We start from the raw sequence: 15,740 nt of genomic DNA, 5'->3' as shown, positions 1-15,740 counted from the left end.
CAAAAGCGGCCGTTGATAGTCAGTGCAGCATCCCCAAGGGGCAAATAGCGGTTCAGCGGGACAAAGCTGCCAGATGCCGATGCCGCGAGATGTGCCAACAATCGATGGCTTCATCGCACGAGCCATTGCGGTGGTCCGCCGCAGATCCCCCAAAGCGGCCCTCGGACATTGCCAATCTGCCTGGAGCACGAACGCCAGGCAGAAGAGTGAGCATGCCTGCACCTTGGGGCCTTGGCTATTTCAAATTTCTTGGAACAAAAGCAGCACAGATCGAAAATGCGTATACTGTCTGCGTAAGAAGTGGCCCCATTGTTTTGTGGAAGGAGCTTTGATCAAGTATACCTATATCGAGAATACGGCTTTCTCGATTGCGAACGAACCGTATTTAGGGGCTCAGTTAGAACGGCGATGTTTGAGGAGGTTTGAATGAATTTTAGACACTGGATTGCCGCGGTCGTTCTATTTCCAGCAACAGCGATTGCTCAAGACGCCATTAACCCATAAGGTTTGCCGGGCCAGACGGGCAGGCCGTACTCACCCTATGCTGACCGCGCTTACCCGACGCAGGTCTATTTCGGCGATACTCATGTACATACTGGCCTTTCGGGGGACGCCGGCGGCGGAGGCACTCGGCTCATGCCCCGCGACGCCTATCGGTTTGCCCGTGGTGATCAGGTAACATCGAATACTGGTCAGCCTGTAAAGCTTGCGCGCCCGCTCGACTTTTTCATGATCACTGATCATTCCGATGCGATGGGTGCGATAACTGACATAATTGGCGGCGCTCCTAATATCATGGCGGATGAACAAGGACGCTATTTTAACGAAAAATTCAATGCTGGCGGAGAAACCGCGATGCGAGCCGCTCAGGAACTCGTGGCGGCCTTTGCGCAGGGCAATGTGTCTCCGGCACTCAATTACCAGCCCGGCAATCCTGCCTATGCCCGGGTTTGGGACGACATCATTGCGGCAGCCGAAGAGTTCAATGACCCCGGCCACTTCACCACTTTTATCGCCTACGAATGGACTTCGCTGGTCAAAGGTAACAACTTGCACCGCAATGTTATCTTCCGGGACGGTCCCGAGCGTACCAGGCAGATTGTACCCTATACGACAACGCCACCTGTGGGTTCGCCCAACCCGCGTGATCTTTGGGCCTGGATGGAAAATTATGAGGAGCAAACCGGCGGAAACGTATTAGCCATTCCGCACAACGGAAATCTATCAAATGGCTGGATGTTCTCGCAGAAAGACGACTTTGCCGAAGGGGCCCCTTTGGACGCGGCCTATGCCGAAGCGCGCCAGAAATGGGAGCCGCTCTATGAGGCGACACAAATCAAGGGGGACGGCGAGACCCATCCCATGCTCTCGCCGGACGATGAGTTCGCTGACTTCGAGACCTGGGATTATGGTAATCTCGACGCCTCAGAGTTAAAAACCCACGAGATGCTGCCGGCTGAATACGTACGGTCCGGTCTCCAGCACGGGCTGTCCATGGAGGCGGAACTTGGCGTTAATGCGTTCAAATTTGGTCTTGTGGGCGCCTCGGACACCCATACCGGTCTGACTCCCCCTGACAATGACAATTTTTTTGGCAAGTTCACGGCTTATGAGCCAAGCTCTCACCGGGCCGAGCACGTGTCCAAGACTTTTGCCAATGGGTCGGTCGCGCTCATGTCGCACCAATACATTACAGGAGGGCTAACTGCGGTCTGGGCTGAGAGCAACACCCGCGGTGCCATCTGGGACGGCATGAAACGTCGTGAAACCTATGCCACAACCGGTCCGCGCATGCGGGTACGCTTTTTCGGGGGCCGGTCCTTTGAGGCAGCCGATGCCCTGCGCCGCGACTTGGCCCTCGTAGGATACAGCAAGGGTGTGACAATGGGAGCTGACCTGCCTGCTGGTGAAGGTGCCCCTTCATTTCTTGTCTACGCGCTGCGTGACCCGATGGGAGCAAATCTTGACCGCATCCAGATCGTAAAAGGCTGGCTCAACGAGACCGGAGAGCAGCTTGAGAAAATTTATGACGTTGCCTGGTCAGATGATCGCGTGCCAGATGCTGATGGCAATTTGCCACCGGTCGGAAACACGGTCGACCTGATGATCCCAGCATGGACCAATACCATTGGCGCATCAGAATTAGGTGCAGTTTGGGAAGATCCTGATTGGGATCCTAGCCAAGGCGCGTTCTACTATGCACGCGTGATCGAGATTCCGACGCCACGCTGGACGGCTTATGATGCAGTGAAATTCAATGTCGAGATGGACGACGACGTGAAAATGATTTCGCAAGAACGGGCCTATTCGTCCCCGATTTGGTATACCCCTCAAAAGGATTAATCCGATGCTCAAACTTCTGCTTGCAGCCAGTGCGTTGGTTGGTACGACCAGTCTTGCGATTGCTGAGCCCAACCCCCTGCGCGATGCCTATTTCGGTGAAACGCACCTGCACACGGCCTTCTCACTTGATGCGTATATCGGCGGTACGCGGCTGATGCCGGCCGACAGTCTTGCCTATGCGCGCGGAGAAAGCGTTACGCTGCCTGACGGCACAACTGCCCAGCACAAGCGCCCGCTTGATTTCGCAGCTGTGACGGATCACGCGGAATACATGGGTGAGATGTATTCGACGATGTTCGAAGGCGCGCCTGGACACGACAACGATGATTTGGTGCAGCTGCGCGAGTTGTCAGACCTTGAGGAACGACAGAATTGGTTCATCAAGTACGTCGTCTCTTCGAACCGCTCCGCTACCCCCCAACACCCGCCCTTCTTTGCTGGCCCAGAGACATCCAAATCGGCCTGGCAGGTGATCGTCGACGCCGCACAGGAAGCCAATGATCCGGGGACCTTCACCGCGCTGATCGGGTTCGAGTGGTCCGCCGCTCCCAATGGCGCCAACTTGCACCGCAACGTGCTGTTTCGCGACGACAACGTACCGGCGAGCGTGCCGAGCTATATCGACATCAACGAGGAAGAAAACCTCTGGGCCTGGATGAAAGAGCAGGAGGCCGAGGGACGTCGGCTCCTGGCAATTCCCCACAATTCCAACGCCTCCAAGGGACGGATGTTCCCCGACATAGACAGTTTTGGCGAACGGATGGATCTGGAATATGCGCGCACCCGACAAACCTATGAACCGCTAATCGAGATGATGCAGGTTAAGGGTAATTCCGAGGTGCACCGCAAGTTCTGGGCTGCCGACGAATTCGCGGGATTCGAAAACGCGAATTCGATTCAGAAGAATTCAGGCCGCGTTTTCCGACAGCGCGATTTTGTCCGTGGCGGGTTGATCGACGGTATCGGTTATGCATTCGCGCTTGGGCTGAACCCATTCAAATATGGCTTTATCGGCAGCACTGACAATCACAACGGGATGATGTCGGCCGTTGCCGAGGACAGCTTCATCGGTGCACATGGTCCAGAAGACGGTAGCGTTGAACGGCGCCGCTCTGGCAGCGTGGCTGGCTGGATAGACGGGAAGGACTTGTCTATCGGGTCACTTGCGGGTGTGTGGGCCACTGAAAACACCCGCGCCGGGATCTGGGACGCGATGAAGCGGCGCGAAACCTTTGCAACTTCCGGACCTCGCATCAAAGTGCGAATGTTCGGCGGCGTGGAGCTTTCGCCGCCGACAGATCCGATTGATATGGTGCAAAAGGGCTATTTGCTTGGCACCCATATGGGGGGCACCATGGAGTCGGCCGGTGCGCCGCCGACCTTCACGGTTTATGCTGAAAAGGACGCCCTTGGGGCAAATCTAGACCGGATACAGATCATCAAGGGCTGGGTCGACGAATATGGCGACGCCAACGAGAAGATCATTGATGTTGTCTGGGCGGGCGACCGCGAAATCGACCCGAGCACGGGCAAACTGCCCGCCGTTGGCGACACGGTGGATCTGTCAACGGCACTGTTCACCAATGAAATCGGCGCACCAGTGCTGATGGGCAGCTGGACGGACACGGATTTCAATCCGCAGTCGAACGCCTTCTACTACGCCCGGGTGCTGGAGATTCCGACCCCGCGCTGGACAACTTACGACGCAGTGCGAAACGGGCTGCCCTTGCTGGAAGATGTGCCGGCCACGATACAGGAACGTGCCTGGGGTTCGCCGATCTGGTACAACAATTAGGGACAGGACTATGAAAATAAGTCACTGTATCGCTTTCACGGCCGCATTGAGCGCAAATGTCCCTGCCGCATGGGCTGTTGAGGGCGGTTTGGGTGCTTACCTTCTCGGTTCCCGAACAACTTTCGCGGGTATCGTCCCAGGGCCAGGATCCTATCTTGGCCTCGACATCGTGACCTCCAGCGGTTCTGTTGATGGTCTCTCGCTGGGTGGGCTTCCGATCCGTGCCGATACCGACCTCGACCTCACCTTCGCCAAGCTCAGTTACACTTACGTGTTCGCCTCCGAACTATGGGGGGAACCCCAGCGCTTAACGTCAACGTACCGCTGGTGCTTGACGCAAATCTTACCTATACCGGCGTGACGCCACCCTTAGTTGGCGTGCCCATCAGTGACAGCACATCGGGTATCGGCGACATAACTGTGACGCCAATGATCGGCTGGCATTCCGGGATGTTGCACTACAGTGCAGGCTTATCCATCTTCGCTCCGACAGGGTCGTACAGAACGGCGTCCATCGATGTTCCAGCCAGAACGATCAATGCCCTAAACACCGGCAAGAACATCTGGTCTCTCCAACCCGTTCTTGCGGCCACGCACATGAACCCTAAAACCGGACTTGAGTTATCCGGTGCTGCAAGCTTGCTCTTCAGTACCAGAAACAAGGACACTGACTACCAGAACGCACCTGCGCTTAGTCTCGAGGGAACTGTGATGCAGCACTTGCCTTCGGGCTGGGCCATCGGAGCGGTAGGCTATGCCTACCAGCAAATCGGTGAGGATTCTGGCAGCGGCGCGGCTGCCACGCGAGCAGCTCTGGGCGCGTCGAGCCTGAAAGCGAGAGTATTCGGCGCAGGTCCTATTATCAGCTATTCAAGCGCCTCCGTGTTTGGCCAACAGGCCAGCTTTCAACTAAAATACTTCACCGAGTTCGGAGCAAAGCGCCGGTTCGAAAGCGATACCTTGTGGTTCAATATGTCTTTGACGTTCTGACCAAACAAGAATGCGGGTCAAGTTCTTGCCTTAGACGCAGTGATCCCTGACTACAGATAGCGGCCGCACGATTGATAGGTCCAAATGTCAACTTGGCCCTCCTGATCCATAACCCGGTCATCGGCATCGGAAAGCTAGCCGCGTTTTGCATGAACAGCCGCTTTTCTTACAGCGGAACGTCTGATGGCCCGATTGGCTGTATTGCTGCATCCACGAGCAACGGATACGGGTCATGTCCGGTATGTGCTCAGAGCCACCGTGCGGCAGCGCAGAATTGAACTGAGATATGCACTTTGGCATGTCTGCTTCGTTTGAGGGGGCCTGAGTACCTCGCGGTCGCAGCTAAGGTCCGGTGTCCGCCCTTCCTGCATGGTGGGTATTCGAAACTATTGTTGACCACTCATGTCCGCTTTGGGCTGCCAGCCGCCACCCACGCATGAGGCGGCGAACGACTACTTTGAGCCCGAAATCACCGATGCTGCAAGATGCATAAATGACAACCAAGCACGGAAAGCCGACATCGTCGATGACAAGCCCTAATCGGGCCGACGACCAGCGGTGCTCTCAGCCTCGTTATCGTTGGACCTAAACCGACCGAGTAATTCCCCCATCAGTCCGGATATTCTGACCAGTGATGTAGGCTCCGCCATCCGAAGCCAGAAACGCGACGACACTTGCGATTTCGGCAAACGAGTTTCCGTAGCGACCCATCGGGATCATCGAGCGGAATTCTTCTTTCTCTGGCAGGCTGTCTATGAACCCCGGCAGCACGTTGTTCATGCGGATGTTTTCGGCTGCGTATTTGTCGGCAAAGAGTTTTGTGAAGGCAGCAAGCCCGGCGCGCATCACGCCTGAGGTTGGAAACACCAGGTTCGGCTCAAACGCGGCAAAGATCGAAACATTGATGATCGCACCGCCACCCTGTTTTTGCATGATCGGGGTGACGAGACGCGATGGGCGCACGGCGCTCAGAAAGTAGACTTCCATGCCCTCGTGTCAGTCCTCATCGGTGAGTTCGAGGACCGGTGCGCGCGGTCCGTGACCGGCAGAGTTTACCAAAACACCAATACGGCCCCAGTGTTTCATCGCCGCATCGACCAGCTTTTGCAGGTCTGCTTCAGACTTGTTTGAGCCGGTGACGCCAAGTTCTTTGGCAAGCGCTTCGGCTTTTCCGGAAGACGACAGAATTCCGGCTTTGAAGCCATCTGCGGCTAAGGCGCGCGCGCTGTCTGCACCCACGCCGGGGCCGCCTGCTTTGATCAGAGCAACTTTTTCTATGTGCTTAGTGCTTTCCGGTATCGTCCGTGTCGAGGTTTAGATGGGCCATGCCGCTATTGCCGAGCTCAACGGCAGCAAATGGGCCACCGTGGTGTGTGTTGGCGGGATCGTGAGGATCGAGCGGGCCATCTGTGGAATAGATTTCTGCGGCGAATTGCTCGCCGTTGTCCTTGGGACGGTAGCCGAGGTGCTGTGCCTTGGCGTTATCGACTGGCGCTCGGTCGTTGTTTGATACGCCGTAAACCACGCTGAAGCCTGTGATGGGCGTGTTGATCGCGCGTTCGACCATGTGGATCAGGTCGTCATAGCTGAGCCAGGTCCCCACAGCGCGTGAATTGGTCGGCTGCGCGCAAGACAGGATGCGCATGCAGACGGATTCCAACCCACGTTTATCCCAGTAGAGAGAGGCGAGGTCTTCGGCAAAGCACTTGGCAAGCCCGTAGAAGGTGTCGGGTTTGTGTGGGGCATCAATGCCAATGAAATCCGTCTTCTTGTGCATGCCAACCGCGTGGATGGACGAGGCATAGACAACCCGGCGCAGCTTGTTGCGATAGGCGGCCTCCCACACGGTATAGGCTCCGTAGAAGTTCGGCCCCCATAGCACGTCCATGGGCGCTTCATCGCCCACAGCCCCGAAATGCACCACCATATCCGCCCCTTCCAGAAGCGTCGTCATGGCATCAAGGTCGGTGATGTCCGCCTTAACGTAGGTTTCATTCTGCGCGAGGTTGGAAACGTTGTCGGCAATGTCCGACGAGACGAATTCATCGCAAAGTTGTGACAACGGTTCCCGCAAGTACGAGCCAAGGCGGCCAGCAGCGCCGGTGAGGACTAGCTTTTTCATTGATTGGGTCCTTTTAGGTCGGCAACAGCGCGGGAGATGCGATCCATCGCAGTGCCCAACACCTCTTCCGAGGCAGCTGTTGAAATTCGGAAAAACGGCGAAAGGTCATAGGCGTTGCCGGGAACGGCGGCGACACCAGCAGCTTTAAGAAGATACGCTGTAACATCTGTATCGTTTGCAAGCGTCTCGCCCTGAGGGGTTTTGGCCCCGATCAGACCAGCGCAGCCGATCAGGCCGTAAAACGCGCCGCCGGGTGCGTCGAGCGTCAAGCCCGGAATCTGTGCCACACGCGCGACCACAAGATCACGGCGCGCCTCGAACGCCTGGCAAAAGGCGCGGACATCATCTTGCGGCCCGTTCAATGCGACCGCGGCAGCAGCTTGGGCAATGGAACACGCTCCTGACGAAATTTGGCTTTGCACCTTGGTCATCGCCGTGATCAGATCTCTGTGCCCAGCACCATAGCCGATGCGCCAACCCGTCATGGCATAAGCTTTGGACACGCCGTTGACCGTCAAGGTACGGTCTTTCAGATCCGGGCAAAGCGCCGCAAACGATCTGAACACACGCCCATCAAACAGTATGTGTTCATAGATCTCATCTGACAGGACCAGCACGCGTTCATAATCGGCCAACACATCGCCTAGTGCCGCAATCTGGGCATCTGAATAAACCGCGCCCGACGGGTTCGACGGCTGGTTCAAGAGCAGCCAACGGGTCTTGGGTGTGATGGCGTCACGCAATTGGTCGGGCGTCAGGAGAAAGCCAGCCTCAGCCGGACATTCCAGCGGCACCGGTACACCGCCGAGGATGACCACGATGTCCTTGTACTGACCGAAATAGGGCGCGCAGAGCAGCACTTCGTCGCCCGGCTCCAGCGTGGCCATGAAGGCATTGAACAGCACCTGTTTGGCCCCGTTCGACACGATTACTTCGTTTAACGCGTAGTCCAGAGCGTTTTCGCGTTTGAGTTTGTCCACGACGGCCTGCCGCATCACGAGCGTGCCATTCGTGGGCGGATACTTTGTCTCGCCTCTGAGAGCTGCCTGATGTGCGGCCTCTTTGATATGGTCGGGCGTGTCGAAATCCGGCTCGCCAAGACCAAGATCAATCACATCTTCACCGCGCGCCTTGGCCTCTTTCGCAGCCTGGCTGACCCAGGCGGAAGCGGACGGCTTGACCGGTGCCAATCGCGACGCGGCAAAGCTCATCGCAACGCGCCTTTTGTTTTCGCCAAGGCCGCATCGGCGGCCCGCGCCAGAAGCCCCGTGTCTGTCGCAATGGCCACAAAGGTGAAGCCTTCGTTCAAAAGGTCAGCCGCAAAAGCGGGGTTCGTGACCAAGGTGCCGACCGGCATACCTTTGGCAATCAGCTTTTGCGCTGCAGGTTTGATCAAGGCCCAAACATCCGGGTCCATCGGTTTTCCGAGTTTGCCAATATCGGCGGCAATGTCTGCGGGTCCAAAGAAGATGCCACTGACACCATCAACCGCGCCAATCGCTTCGGCTTGTTCTACGGCAGCGCGAGTTTCCAGTTGCAAGAGAACGGCGGTTTCTTCCTCAACCCGCGCCACATAGTCGGAAACGCGCCCAAAGGCTGTTGCCCGCGTCACACCAGACACTCCGCGAATGCCGCGAGGCGGGTAGCGTGTTGCGGCAACCGCTTGTTCGGCCTCTTGAACTGATTGGATCATCGGAAACAAAAGGCCCGGCGCACCCAGATCCAACAGCCGCTTGGCGGCGACTGCGTCGTTCCATTCCACACGCACGAGGGCCGTGGTCGGGGACCCCGCAAAGGCCTGAAGCTGACCCAGCACGCTAAAGTAATCGTTGGCGCTGTGTTCCATGTCGATCAGCGCCCAGTCGTATCCAGCGGTTGATACCACCTCTGCGGCGAAGTTGCTGCACAGGCTGATCCAAAGGCCGACTTGTTTCTCTCCCGCCGCAATGGCGCGGGTGAAGGAATTGGCTGGTAGGTTCATCAGATAATGGCTTTCTCGATGATCGGCCTATTTGCCGGAATCCGCTCGAAATGGAACGGTGACAGATCAAGAGCGCGGTATTCGCCATAGGTCAGCCATTCGGCAGTCCCGCGCCCCATCGCGGGCGACTGCTGAAGCCCGTGACCGGAGAAACCATTGAGAAAGATGAAGTTCGAAAGCTCTGTGTGCGGTCCCATGATCGCGTTGTGATCAAAGGTGTTCATTGCGTAGTGTCCGCCCCATTCGGATTGCACTTTGATCGCCTCGAATTGCGGGATACGGGTCGCAAGGATGGGCCAAACGTGGCTTTCCCACATCGAGTGATCCATCGCGTAGTCGTCAAATTCCACAGCCGGGTCATAGTCGGAATGCCCGCCACACTGATATGTCCCGCCGCCGTTTTCGCGGACGTGCACACCTGACGGGTCAATCGTCAACGGCAGGTCCTGATCAAGTGGCTGTTCGGCTTTGAAAATCCAAGAATAGCGCTTGCGCGGCTCGACCGGCACGTCGATGCCCGCCATCTGGGCGGTGCGCGCAGCACGGGGACCCGAGGCATTGACGACCTGACCGCAGGCGACCACCTCGCCTGAGGCAAGAGTGACGCTTTCGACCTGTGTTCCGGCGGCGTTGCGGGTGATCGCCACTACTTCGTTCTGGACCCATTCGACACCACGCTCGCGGCTTTGGCGTCGCCACCAGTCATTTACGGCGCCCCCGTCCCAATACCCTTCGTCCACCAGGTTGATAGACCCCAGCATGATGTCATCAACATTGTAAAAGGGATAAGCGGCCTTGATCTCTTCGGGCGTCATAAGCTGAGTGGCAGCACCGGCAGCCAGTTGCACCTGCTGACTTTCACGCAGCACATCGGCAAAGCCGTCGTTGTCCGCAAAGTACATGTAACCGAAAGAGCGGATGCTGAGTTCCGGTATGCGTTCATCGCCGCCCATATAGCTGCGGATATTCTTTACGAAGTCGGCAGCGAACTGGCTGATACGGACGTTCAACTCGGCTGAGAATTGTTGTCGCATGCAGGAGTTAGTGTGCGTAGTGGAGCAGTTTTCAAAGGTCATGTCCCGTTCGACGACAAGGACCGAGCCGTTGAAGTCTTTGTTGTCCGACAAGAACCACGCGGTCGAAGCACCCATGATGGCGCCTCCGATGATGATCACGTCATAACTTTGCTTTGATGGACTTTGGTTGCTCATATCTGTTCCCCCCTTGCGACAGCTAATTGCACCGCCGCGATGTCCTCCTCTAACAGACCATAGTCTGTCCGAGCCGTTTCTTCAGAAATATATCCCCGCGCCAGATCGCGTTTCACAAGCTCTTTTGGGCGGCCCAATGGATCGCCGTAGCCAGCGCCTCCCGGAAAGGCCATCACCACCTTACGCCCGTGTGGGACGAACTGCTTGCCCTTGACCCGCATGGCCGATCCATCGTCCTGAGCGATGGTCGTTGGTGCGCCGTTCTGGCCGCCTCGGCGGCCCCGAGCGGGGTGCTGGCTGCGGTCAAACATGGCTTGGATGTCAAACTCGTGGCCTTCCTGCGCGCCGACTTCCATGTACTGCCCCAAACCGCCGCGCGTCTTACCTGCGCCGCCGCTGTCGGGGCGCAATTCCTTGCGCCAGATGATGACGGGACCTGCGTGTTCCGTGGCCTCGATGGGCATCGTCATCACGCCCGATGGGAAGGCTGTCGCGTTCATGCCGTCGTGTTCGGGCCGTGCACCAGAGCCACCCGAGTTGAAGGTCAAAACCTCGGACCGACGCGCATCAGCTGGCACAGGTGCATCGCTGCGCGGGCGCAGGCTGACCTGGAAGTTGCACAGACATCCCGCGCCTTCGGCAGGCACCAAACCGGGAACGATCTTGTCAAAGGCGTCGTAGACCGCGTCCGGCACAAAATGCCCCACGATGTGACGCAGAGCGACCGGAGCGGGGTGCAGCGCGTTGACGATGGAGTTTTTGGGCGCTGTGATTTCAAATGGTGCGAGCGAGGCAGCGTTATTTGGAATTTCTGGCGCAATCGCCACTTTGAGCGCATAGCAGGCATAGGCCTTGGTGTAGACGAGCGGGCAGTTGATGCCCTTTTTGTCGAGACCAGAGGTTCCAGTGAAGTCGGTGACGATACGGTCTCCTTCGACGCTGATCTTCACCTTCAGCGTGATAGGCACATCAAAGCCGTCCATCGTCATCTCGCCGGTGGCAGAGGTCTGTGGCAGAGCTGCAATCGCCTCAACTGTTGCGCGGCGCGAGTTTTCGAGGATGAAATTTGCGATGCCGTCCAGATGGTCAAGGGCGAACTCTTCCATCATGTCGATCAGGCGTCGGTGGCCAATCTCGTTGGATGTGGCAAGAGCATAGATGTCACCGATCAACTGATCCGGTTCGCGCACGTTTCCGCGTATGATCCGCACCAGAGTTTCGTCGACCTCACCACGATCTGCGAACTTCATGATCGGTATGTAGAGCCCTTCCTCATAAACGCTCTGCGCGTCCGCCCCGAAGCCACGCCCCCCGATATCCACAATATGCGCCGTGCAAGCAAAGAAGCCGACCAAAGTGCCATTGTGGAACGAGGGCGTGACCATCGTGATGTCATGCAGGTGGCCTGTGCCTTCCCACGGATCATTGGTGATGTAGACATCGCCCTCAAACATGTTCTGTCGCCCAACCCGACGGATGAAATGCGCAACCGCATCGGCCATTGCGTTGACATGGCCCGGGGTGCCCGTGACCGCCTGCGCCAGCATGTTGCCATGGGTGTCATAAACGCCTGCCGACAAGTCCCCGGCTTCGCGCACTGAAGTCGAGAAGGCCGTGCGCACCAGCGCCTGTGCTTGTTCTTCTACGACAGAAATCAGGCGGTTCCACATAACCTGATAGGCGACTTTCGAGTGTTCTTGGGTCATTGGACAGGTCCCTTCGCCACGATGTCGATACAACCGTCCGGTTGGCAGATGGCATCCCGACTGGCGGGCACGATAATGGTCGTCTCAGCTTCGGTCACGGCGGCTGGTCCATGTGCGCGCTGGCCTGCCTCCATGAGACTTCTGTCAATGACATGGGCATCGAGGTGTTTGCTGGACGCCGCATCAAAGAGCTGCCTCGTACCGTTTAGAGCGACAGGCGTGCTGCCGTCTGTCGTTTCAATGCGCCCGACGACTTCGGGCGGTGTCGTGGCGTTCACCGACCAGACGGTAATCTCGATATCCATGCCTGCGACGGGACGACCGAAAAGCTTGGTGTAATCCTCTTCGAACCGCGCTTCAAATGTAGCCGCGTCCGGATTCATCACCTGCTCTTCGGTGAGGTCAACCGGGATTTCCCAACCCTGACCGGTGTAGCGCATGTAGACCTTGAATTCTGAAAGGATCGGGCTGACTTCATCGCAGGTGCGCACGAAGCCTGTCGCTTCAGCCTTGAGATCGATCAGGAGGCCCTTGATTCTGTCCGCATCGAAATCGCTCAGCTTCATGTAGACTGAACGATTGGCCTCAAAGCTGAAGGGCGCGCGCAGGAATCCAATGGCAGAGCCGACACCCGCGCCGGGCGGTACAAGCAGCCGCTCAACCCCGAGTTTTTCGCAAAGACGCCCAGCATGTAAAGGGGCGGCCCCCCCAAAGGCGATCATAGTATAATCGCTCAGGTCTTCGCCATTCTCGACTGCATGGACACGCGCCGCATTGGCCATGTTTTCATCGACTACTTCGGCCACGCCAAAGGCCGCCTCGACCGCGTCCATGTCCAGAGTGTCTCCGACGTACGCGCTCAACGCTTGTTTTGATTGATCCGGATGAAGGGTGATCGAGCCTCCAGCGAAGTTATCCGGGTCCAGTTTGCCAAGAACAAGGTCTGCATCCGTCACACCTGGGCGTTCACCTCCGCGCCCGTAGCAGGCAGGCCCCGGCTCGGATCCGGCACTTTCGGGGCCCACACGGATTTGCCGCATGCCGTCCAAATGGGCGATGCTGCCGCCGCCCGCGCCAATCTCCACCATGTCGATCACCGGAATCGAAATCGGCATACCTGACCCCTTCTTGAACCGGTAGGTGCGCGCGACCTCAAAGACACGACTGGTTTTTGGCGTCTGATTTTTGATGAGACAGATCTTCGCCGTGGTCCCGCCCATGTCGAACGACAGCACTTTGTCCAGGCCATAACGGGCCGCTATGTGGGCCGCGAAGACCGCACCACCCGCCGGCCCACTTTCTACCAGTCGCACCGGAAAATCGGCCGCATTCTGGATCGAGATGATCCCACCACCAGAATGCATCAGGAAAATGCGACAGGCGACACCTTCGCCGCGCAGCCGATCCTCCAGCCGTCCAAGGTAGGAGGCCATCAGCGGTTTGATATACGCGTTGGCCACGACAGTGTTGAAACGTTCGTATTCACGCATCTGCGGCGATACCTCGGACGAGATGGACACCGACACGTCGGGCAGCCTCTCTGCCAAAACCTCACGCACCAACTGCTCATGCTTGGGGTTGAGGTAAGAGTGGATCAAGCCAACCGCGACGCTTTCGAAGCCGGCTTCTGCAATGCGATCCACAACGGCTTCGACATCTGCACGCTCAAGCTCTACCAGGATTTCTCCTTTGGCATTCACGCGTCCGGGGACGGTGAATCGCATCTGACGCGGCAACAGCGGATCAGGAAGACTGAGGTTCAGATCATACTGCTCAAACCGGCTTTCGGTACGCATCTCGATCACATCGCGGAAGCCTTCCGTCGTGATCAACGCCGTTTTGGCACCGCGTCGCTCAATCAGCGCGTTGGTGGCCAATGTGGTCCCATGAATGATCTGTTCGATCTGCGAAGGCTCTACGCCCGCCTTAGCGCAGACCTGATGTATTCCGTCGATGATCGCGTTTTCGGGAGCCGCATAGGTCGTCAGGACTTTCACCGAATGCTGTTCGCCGACCTTTTCCAGAACGACATCTGTGAATGTGCCGCCAATATCGACGCCCACTCGAATAGGTTCTGCCTTCATCTGTCTCTCCACATGCGCACAAGATCAGTATGTCGATATGGGACCATGGCAGATTAGAATTCAAATCAATTGATTTTCTACACCCTATAGATTTAATTTATCCTCCGTTGCACTCGGCCGAATAGTAGCCGCAATGTCACTCGCCTTTTCGACAAACCGCGGCGCCCGATTTGAGTTGAAGCGCGCGAAAAATGTCAAAGGCGGCGCAGTCCAATCCGAAATGGGCGATTTCAACCGGCCTGCGTCCAACTCGCCTTGCACAAGCGACCTTGGAAGAAGCGCCACACCCATCCCCTCACTGACCATCGGCAGACACGCTGACAACGCGCTGGAATGGACGATCTTGCCAGCATCGTACCCACGCTCTCTCGCCAATTCATGCAAGGCATTCCCCGCGGCCGTGTGGCGCGCATGGGTCAAGACAGCGCGGTCAAAGAAACGCCCGACCGAGGCTCCCTCCGCAAGGCCATCTACGACTTCTTCATTCGCCACCCAGACATATGTTTCGCTGGAAAGCATTCTTTCGCCCGACGTCCGCGAAACAAACGGGGCATTCTGAAGGGCAAGGTCAAGCTGCCCTTCTCGAAGGCGCTCTTCGATTTGGCGAGACAAGTCGACCTGAAGTTCAACCCGAAGGTTGGGATATTCTCGCCGCAGCTGACGGAGGAAGGGTTGAAGCCAAGTACAGGCGACCAGTTCTGTCACACCAAGCCGTAAACGTTCTTCGATAAGCTCCTGCCGACCCGCCGCTTCCAGCAACGCCTCTCCCGCCCTAAGCACGTCCCGCGTCCGCTCAAGAAGATCTTTGCCTTTGGTGGTCAGACGTACGGAACCGGCGTCGCGATAAAGAAGCGTGACATCTAAGGCGGCTTCTAATGCAGATATCCGCGATGAGATGTTGGGTTGAGTTGTGCCAAGGGCAGCGGCTGCTGCTCTAAAGGTTCCCATGTCCACAACAAATGAGAAGGCTTCGAGCTGCTTGAGTGTGATCCGGCTTTTTATCATCTTCAATCTCATGATCAGTTTTCATGATCATGCACGGCACCGATTTTTCAGCAACTTCAATCGAGAAGACACCACTTTTTAATCACATGACTTCGTCCGAAAGGAGTGTTGAGCAGACCTTAGTTTCTCCGAGGGCAAAGTCTAGTTTATCCGCATCGCGGTCCTTTGTGTGTGGCGGACGTCAATGTCAGCTTCGGGCTGGAAGCTGCCGTTAGACAGGTTTTGTTCGAGTGGCCGGTAAAGCCGGAACTACTCTTGAGCCCTTGTATGCGCCATCTAGGCTCAGGCCCCATTGATTTTCACTGTGCTGCGTGATTCACCACGCCCAAAACGAGCGGTGAACATGTCTGATCTTTTCTGGCTAAACAACGAGCATATGGCCCGTCTGGAGCCCTTCTTCCCCAAGTCCCACGGGAAGCCTCGCGTGGACGACCGACGCGTCCTGAGCGGGATTATCTTCATAAACCGCAATGGGTTACGGTGGCGGGACGCAGCCAAGGAAT

Annotated in this window: 11 protein-coding genes and 1 pseudogene; 4 read left to right on the top strand and 8 right to left on the bottom strand. The window is 57.1% G+C overall.

Annotation, left to right across the window (positions count from 1 at the left end):
- Positions 1-507: 507 nt before the first annotated feature.
- From TRM7615_RS18110 to TRM7615_RS18100, 3 genes are all read left to right on the top strand, one after another.
- Entirely contained in the window at positions 508-2,343 is a 1,836-nt protein-coding gene (locus tag TRM7615_RS18110; RefSeq protein ID WP_108790155.1) for a DUF3604 domain-containing protein, read from the top strand.
- Between the two features lie 4 nt (positions 2,344-2,347).
- Positions 2,348-4,138, top strand: a complete 1,791-nt coding sequence (locus TRM7615_RS18105) for a DUF3604 domain-containing protein (protein WP_108790152.1) — start codon at positions 2,348-2,350, stop codon at positions 4,136-4,138.
- A gap of 288 nt (positions 4,139-4,426) precedes the next feature.
- The gene (locus TRM7615_RS18100; RefSeq protein ID WP_108790149.1) at positions 4,427-5,128 is read left to right on the top strand and encodes a SphA family protein; all 702 of its coding nucleotides are present in this window, start codon (positions 4,427-4,429) and stop codon (positions 5,126-5,128) included.
- 585 nt (positions 5,129-5,713) lie between these two features.
- On the opposite strand, the pseudogene TRM7615_RS18095 reads toward TRM7615_RS18100, so the two are convergent.
- From TRM7615_RS18095 to TRM7615_RS18060, 8 genes and pseudogenes are all read right to left on the bottom strand, one after another.
- A pseudogene (locus TRM7615_RS18095) lies at positions 5,714-6,406 on the bottom strand (SDR family oxidoreductase).
- Between the two features lie 4 nt (positions 6,407-6,410).
- Positions 6,411-7,250 carry an NAD-dependent epimerase/dehydratase family protein gene (locus TRM7615_RS18090; protein WP_108790146.1) on the bottom strand — a complete coding sequence of 280 codons (840 nt, stop codon included), beginning with the start codon at positions 7,248-7,250 and terminating at the stop codon, positions 6,411-6,413.
- Positions 7,247-8,461, bottom strand: a complete 1,215-nt coding sequence (locus TRM7615_RS18085; protein WP_108790143.1) for a pyridoxal phosphate-dependent aminotransferase — start codon at positions 8,459-8,461, stop codon at positions 7,247-7,249. Before TRM7615_RS18085 ends, TRM7615_RS18090 begins: the two co-directional genes overlap by 4 nt.
- Positions 8,458-9,231 carry an HpcH/HpaI aldolase family protein gene (locus TRM7615_RS18080; protein WP_108790139.1) on the bottom strand — a complete coding sequence of 258 codons (774 nt, stop codon included), beginning with the start codon at positions 9,229-9,231 and terminating at the stop codon, positions 8,458-8,460. The genes TRM7615_RS18085 and TRM7615_RS18080 overlap by 4 nt, the downstream gene beginning before the upstream one ends.
- Positions 9,231-10,442, bottom strand: coding sequence for an NAD(P)/FAD-dependent oxidoreductase (locus TRM7615_RS18075; protein WP_108790136.1), 1,212 nt, complete (start codon positions 10,440-10,442; stop codon positions 9,231-9,233). Before TRM7615_RS18075 ends, TRM7615_RS18080 begins: the two co-directional genes overlap by 1 nt.
- On the bottom strand, positions 10,439-12,148 hold the full coding sequence (locus TRM7615_RS18070) for a hydantoinase B/oxoprolinase family protein (RefSeq protein ID WP_108790133.1): 1,710 nt from the start codon (positions 12,146-12,148) through the stop codon (positions 10,439-10,441). Before TRM7615_RS18070 ends, TRM7615_RS18075 begins: the two co-directional genes overlap by 4 nt.
- Positions 12,145-14,232, bottom strand: coding sequence for a hydantoinase/oxoprolinase family protein (locus TRM7615_RS18065; protein WP_108790130.1), 2,088 nt, complete (start codon positions 14,230-14,232; stop codon positions 12,145-12,147). The genes TRM7615_RS18070 and TRM7615_RS18065 overlap by 4 nt, the downstream gene beginning before the upstream one ends.
- A gap of 84 nt (positions 14,233-14,316) precedes the next feature.
- Positions 14,317-15,249 carry a LysR family transcriptional regulator gene (locus tag TRM7615_RS18060; RefSeq protein WP_235824135.1) on the bottom strand — a complete coding sequence of 311 codons (933 nt, stop codon included), beginning with the start codon at positions 15,247-15,249 and terminating at the stop codon, positions 14,317-14,319.
- Between the two features lie 331 nt (positions 15,250-15,580).
- Between TRM7615_RS18060 and TRM7615_RS18055 the strand changes: the two genes are divergently transcribed.
- Positions 15,581-15,740 (top strand): transposase (locus TRM7615_RS18055; RefSeq protein ID WP_133241813.1); only part of this gene is annotated, 160 nt, incomplete at its 3' end.

The organism is Falsiruegeria mediterranea M17, assembly GCF_900302455.1.
Taxonomy (GTDB): Bacteria; Pseudomonadota; Alphaproteobacteria; order Rhodobacterales; family Rhodobacteraceae; genus Falsiruegeria; species Falsiruegeria mediterranea.
Note: the sequence above shows the minus strand (reverse complement) of the source record. Positions and strands in the feature narration are given on the sequence as shown.

Excerpts from the sequence above, each read along its gene's own strand:
- TRM7615_RS18105 (WP_108790152.1), top strand. The coding sequence starts at position 2,348 with ATGCTCAAACTTCTGCTTGCAGCCAGTGCGTTGGTTGGTACGACCAGT.
- TRM7615_RS18100 (WP_108790149.1), top strand. The coding sequence starts at position 4,427 with ATGGGGGGAACCCCAGCGCTTAACGTCAACGTACCGCTGGTGCTTGAC.
- TRM7615_RS18090 (WP_108790146.1), bottom strand. The coding sequence starts at position 7,250 with ATGAAAAAGCTAGTCCTCACCGGCGCTGCTGGCCGCCTTGGCTCGTAC.
- TRM7615_RS18085 (WP_108790143.1), bottom strand. The coding sequence starts at position 8,461 with ATGAGCTTTGCCGCGTCGCGATTGGCACCGGTCAAGCCGTCCGCTTCC.
- TRM7615_RS18080 (WP_108790139.1), bottom strand. The coding sequence starts at position 9,231 with ATGAACCTACCAGCCAATTCCTTCACCCGCGCCATTGCGGCGGGAGAG.
- TRM7615_RS18075 (WP_108790136.1), bottom strand. The coding sequence starts at position 10,442 with ATGAGCAACCAAAGTCCATCAAAGCAAAGTTATGACGTGATCATCATC.
- TRM7615_RS18070 (WP_108790133.1), bottom strand. The coding sequence starts at position 12,148 with ATGACCCAAGAACACTCGAAAGTCGCCTATCAGGTTATGTGGAACCGC.
- TRM7615_RS18065 (WP_108790130.1), bottom strand. The coding sequence starts at position 14,232 with ATGAAGGCAGAACCTATTCGAGTGGGCGTCGATATTGGCGGCACATTC.
- TRM7615_RS18060 (WP_235824135.1), bottom strand. The coding sequence starts at position 15,249 with ATGAGATTGAAGATGATAAAAAGCCGGATCACACTCAAGCAGCTCGAA.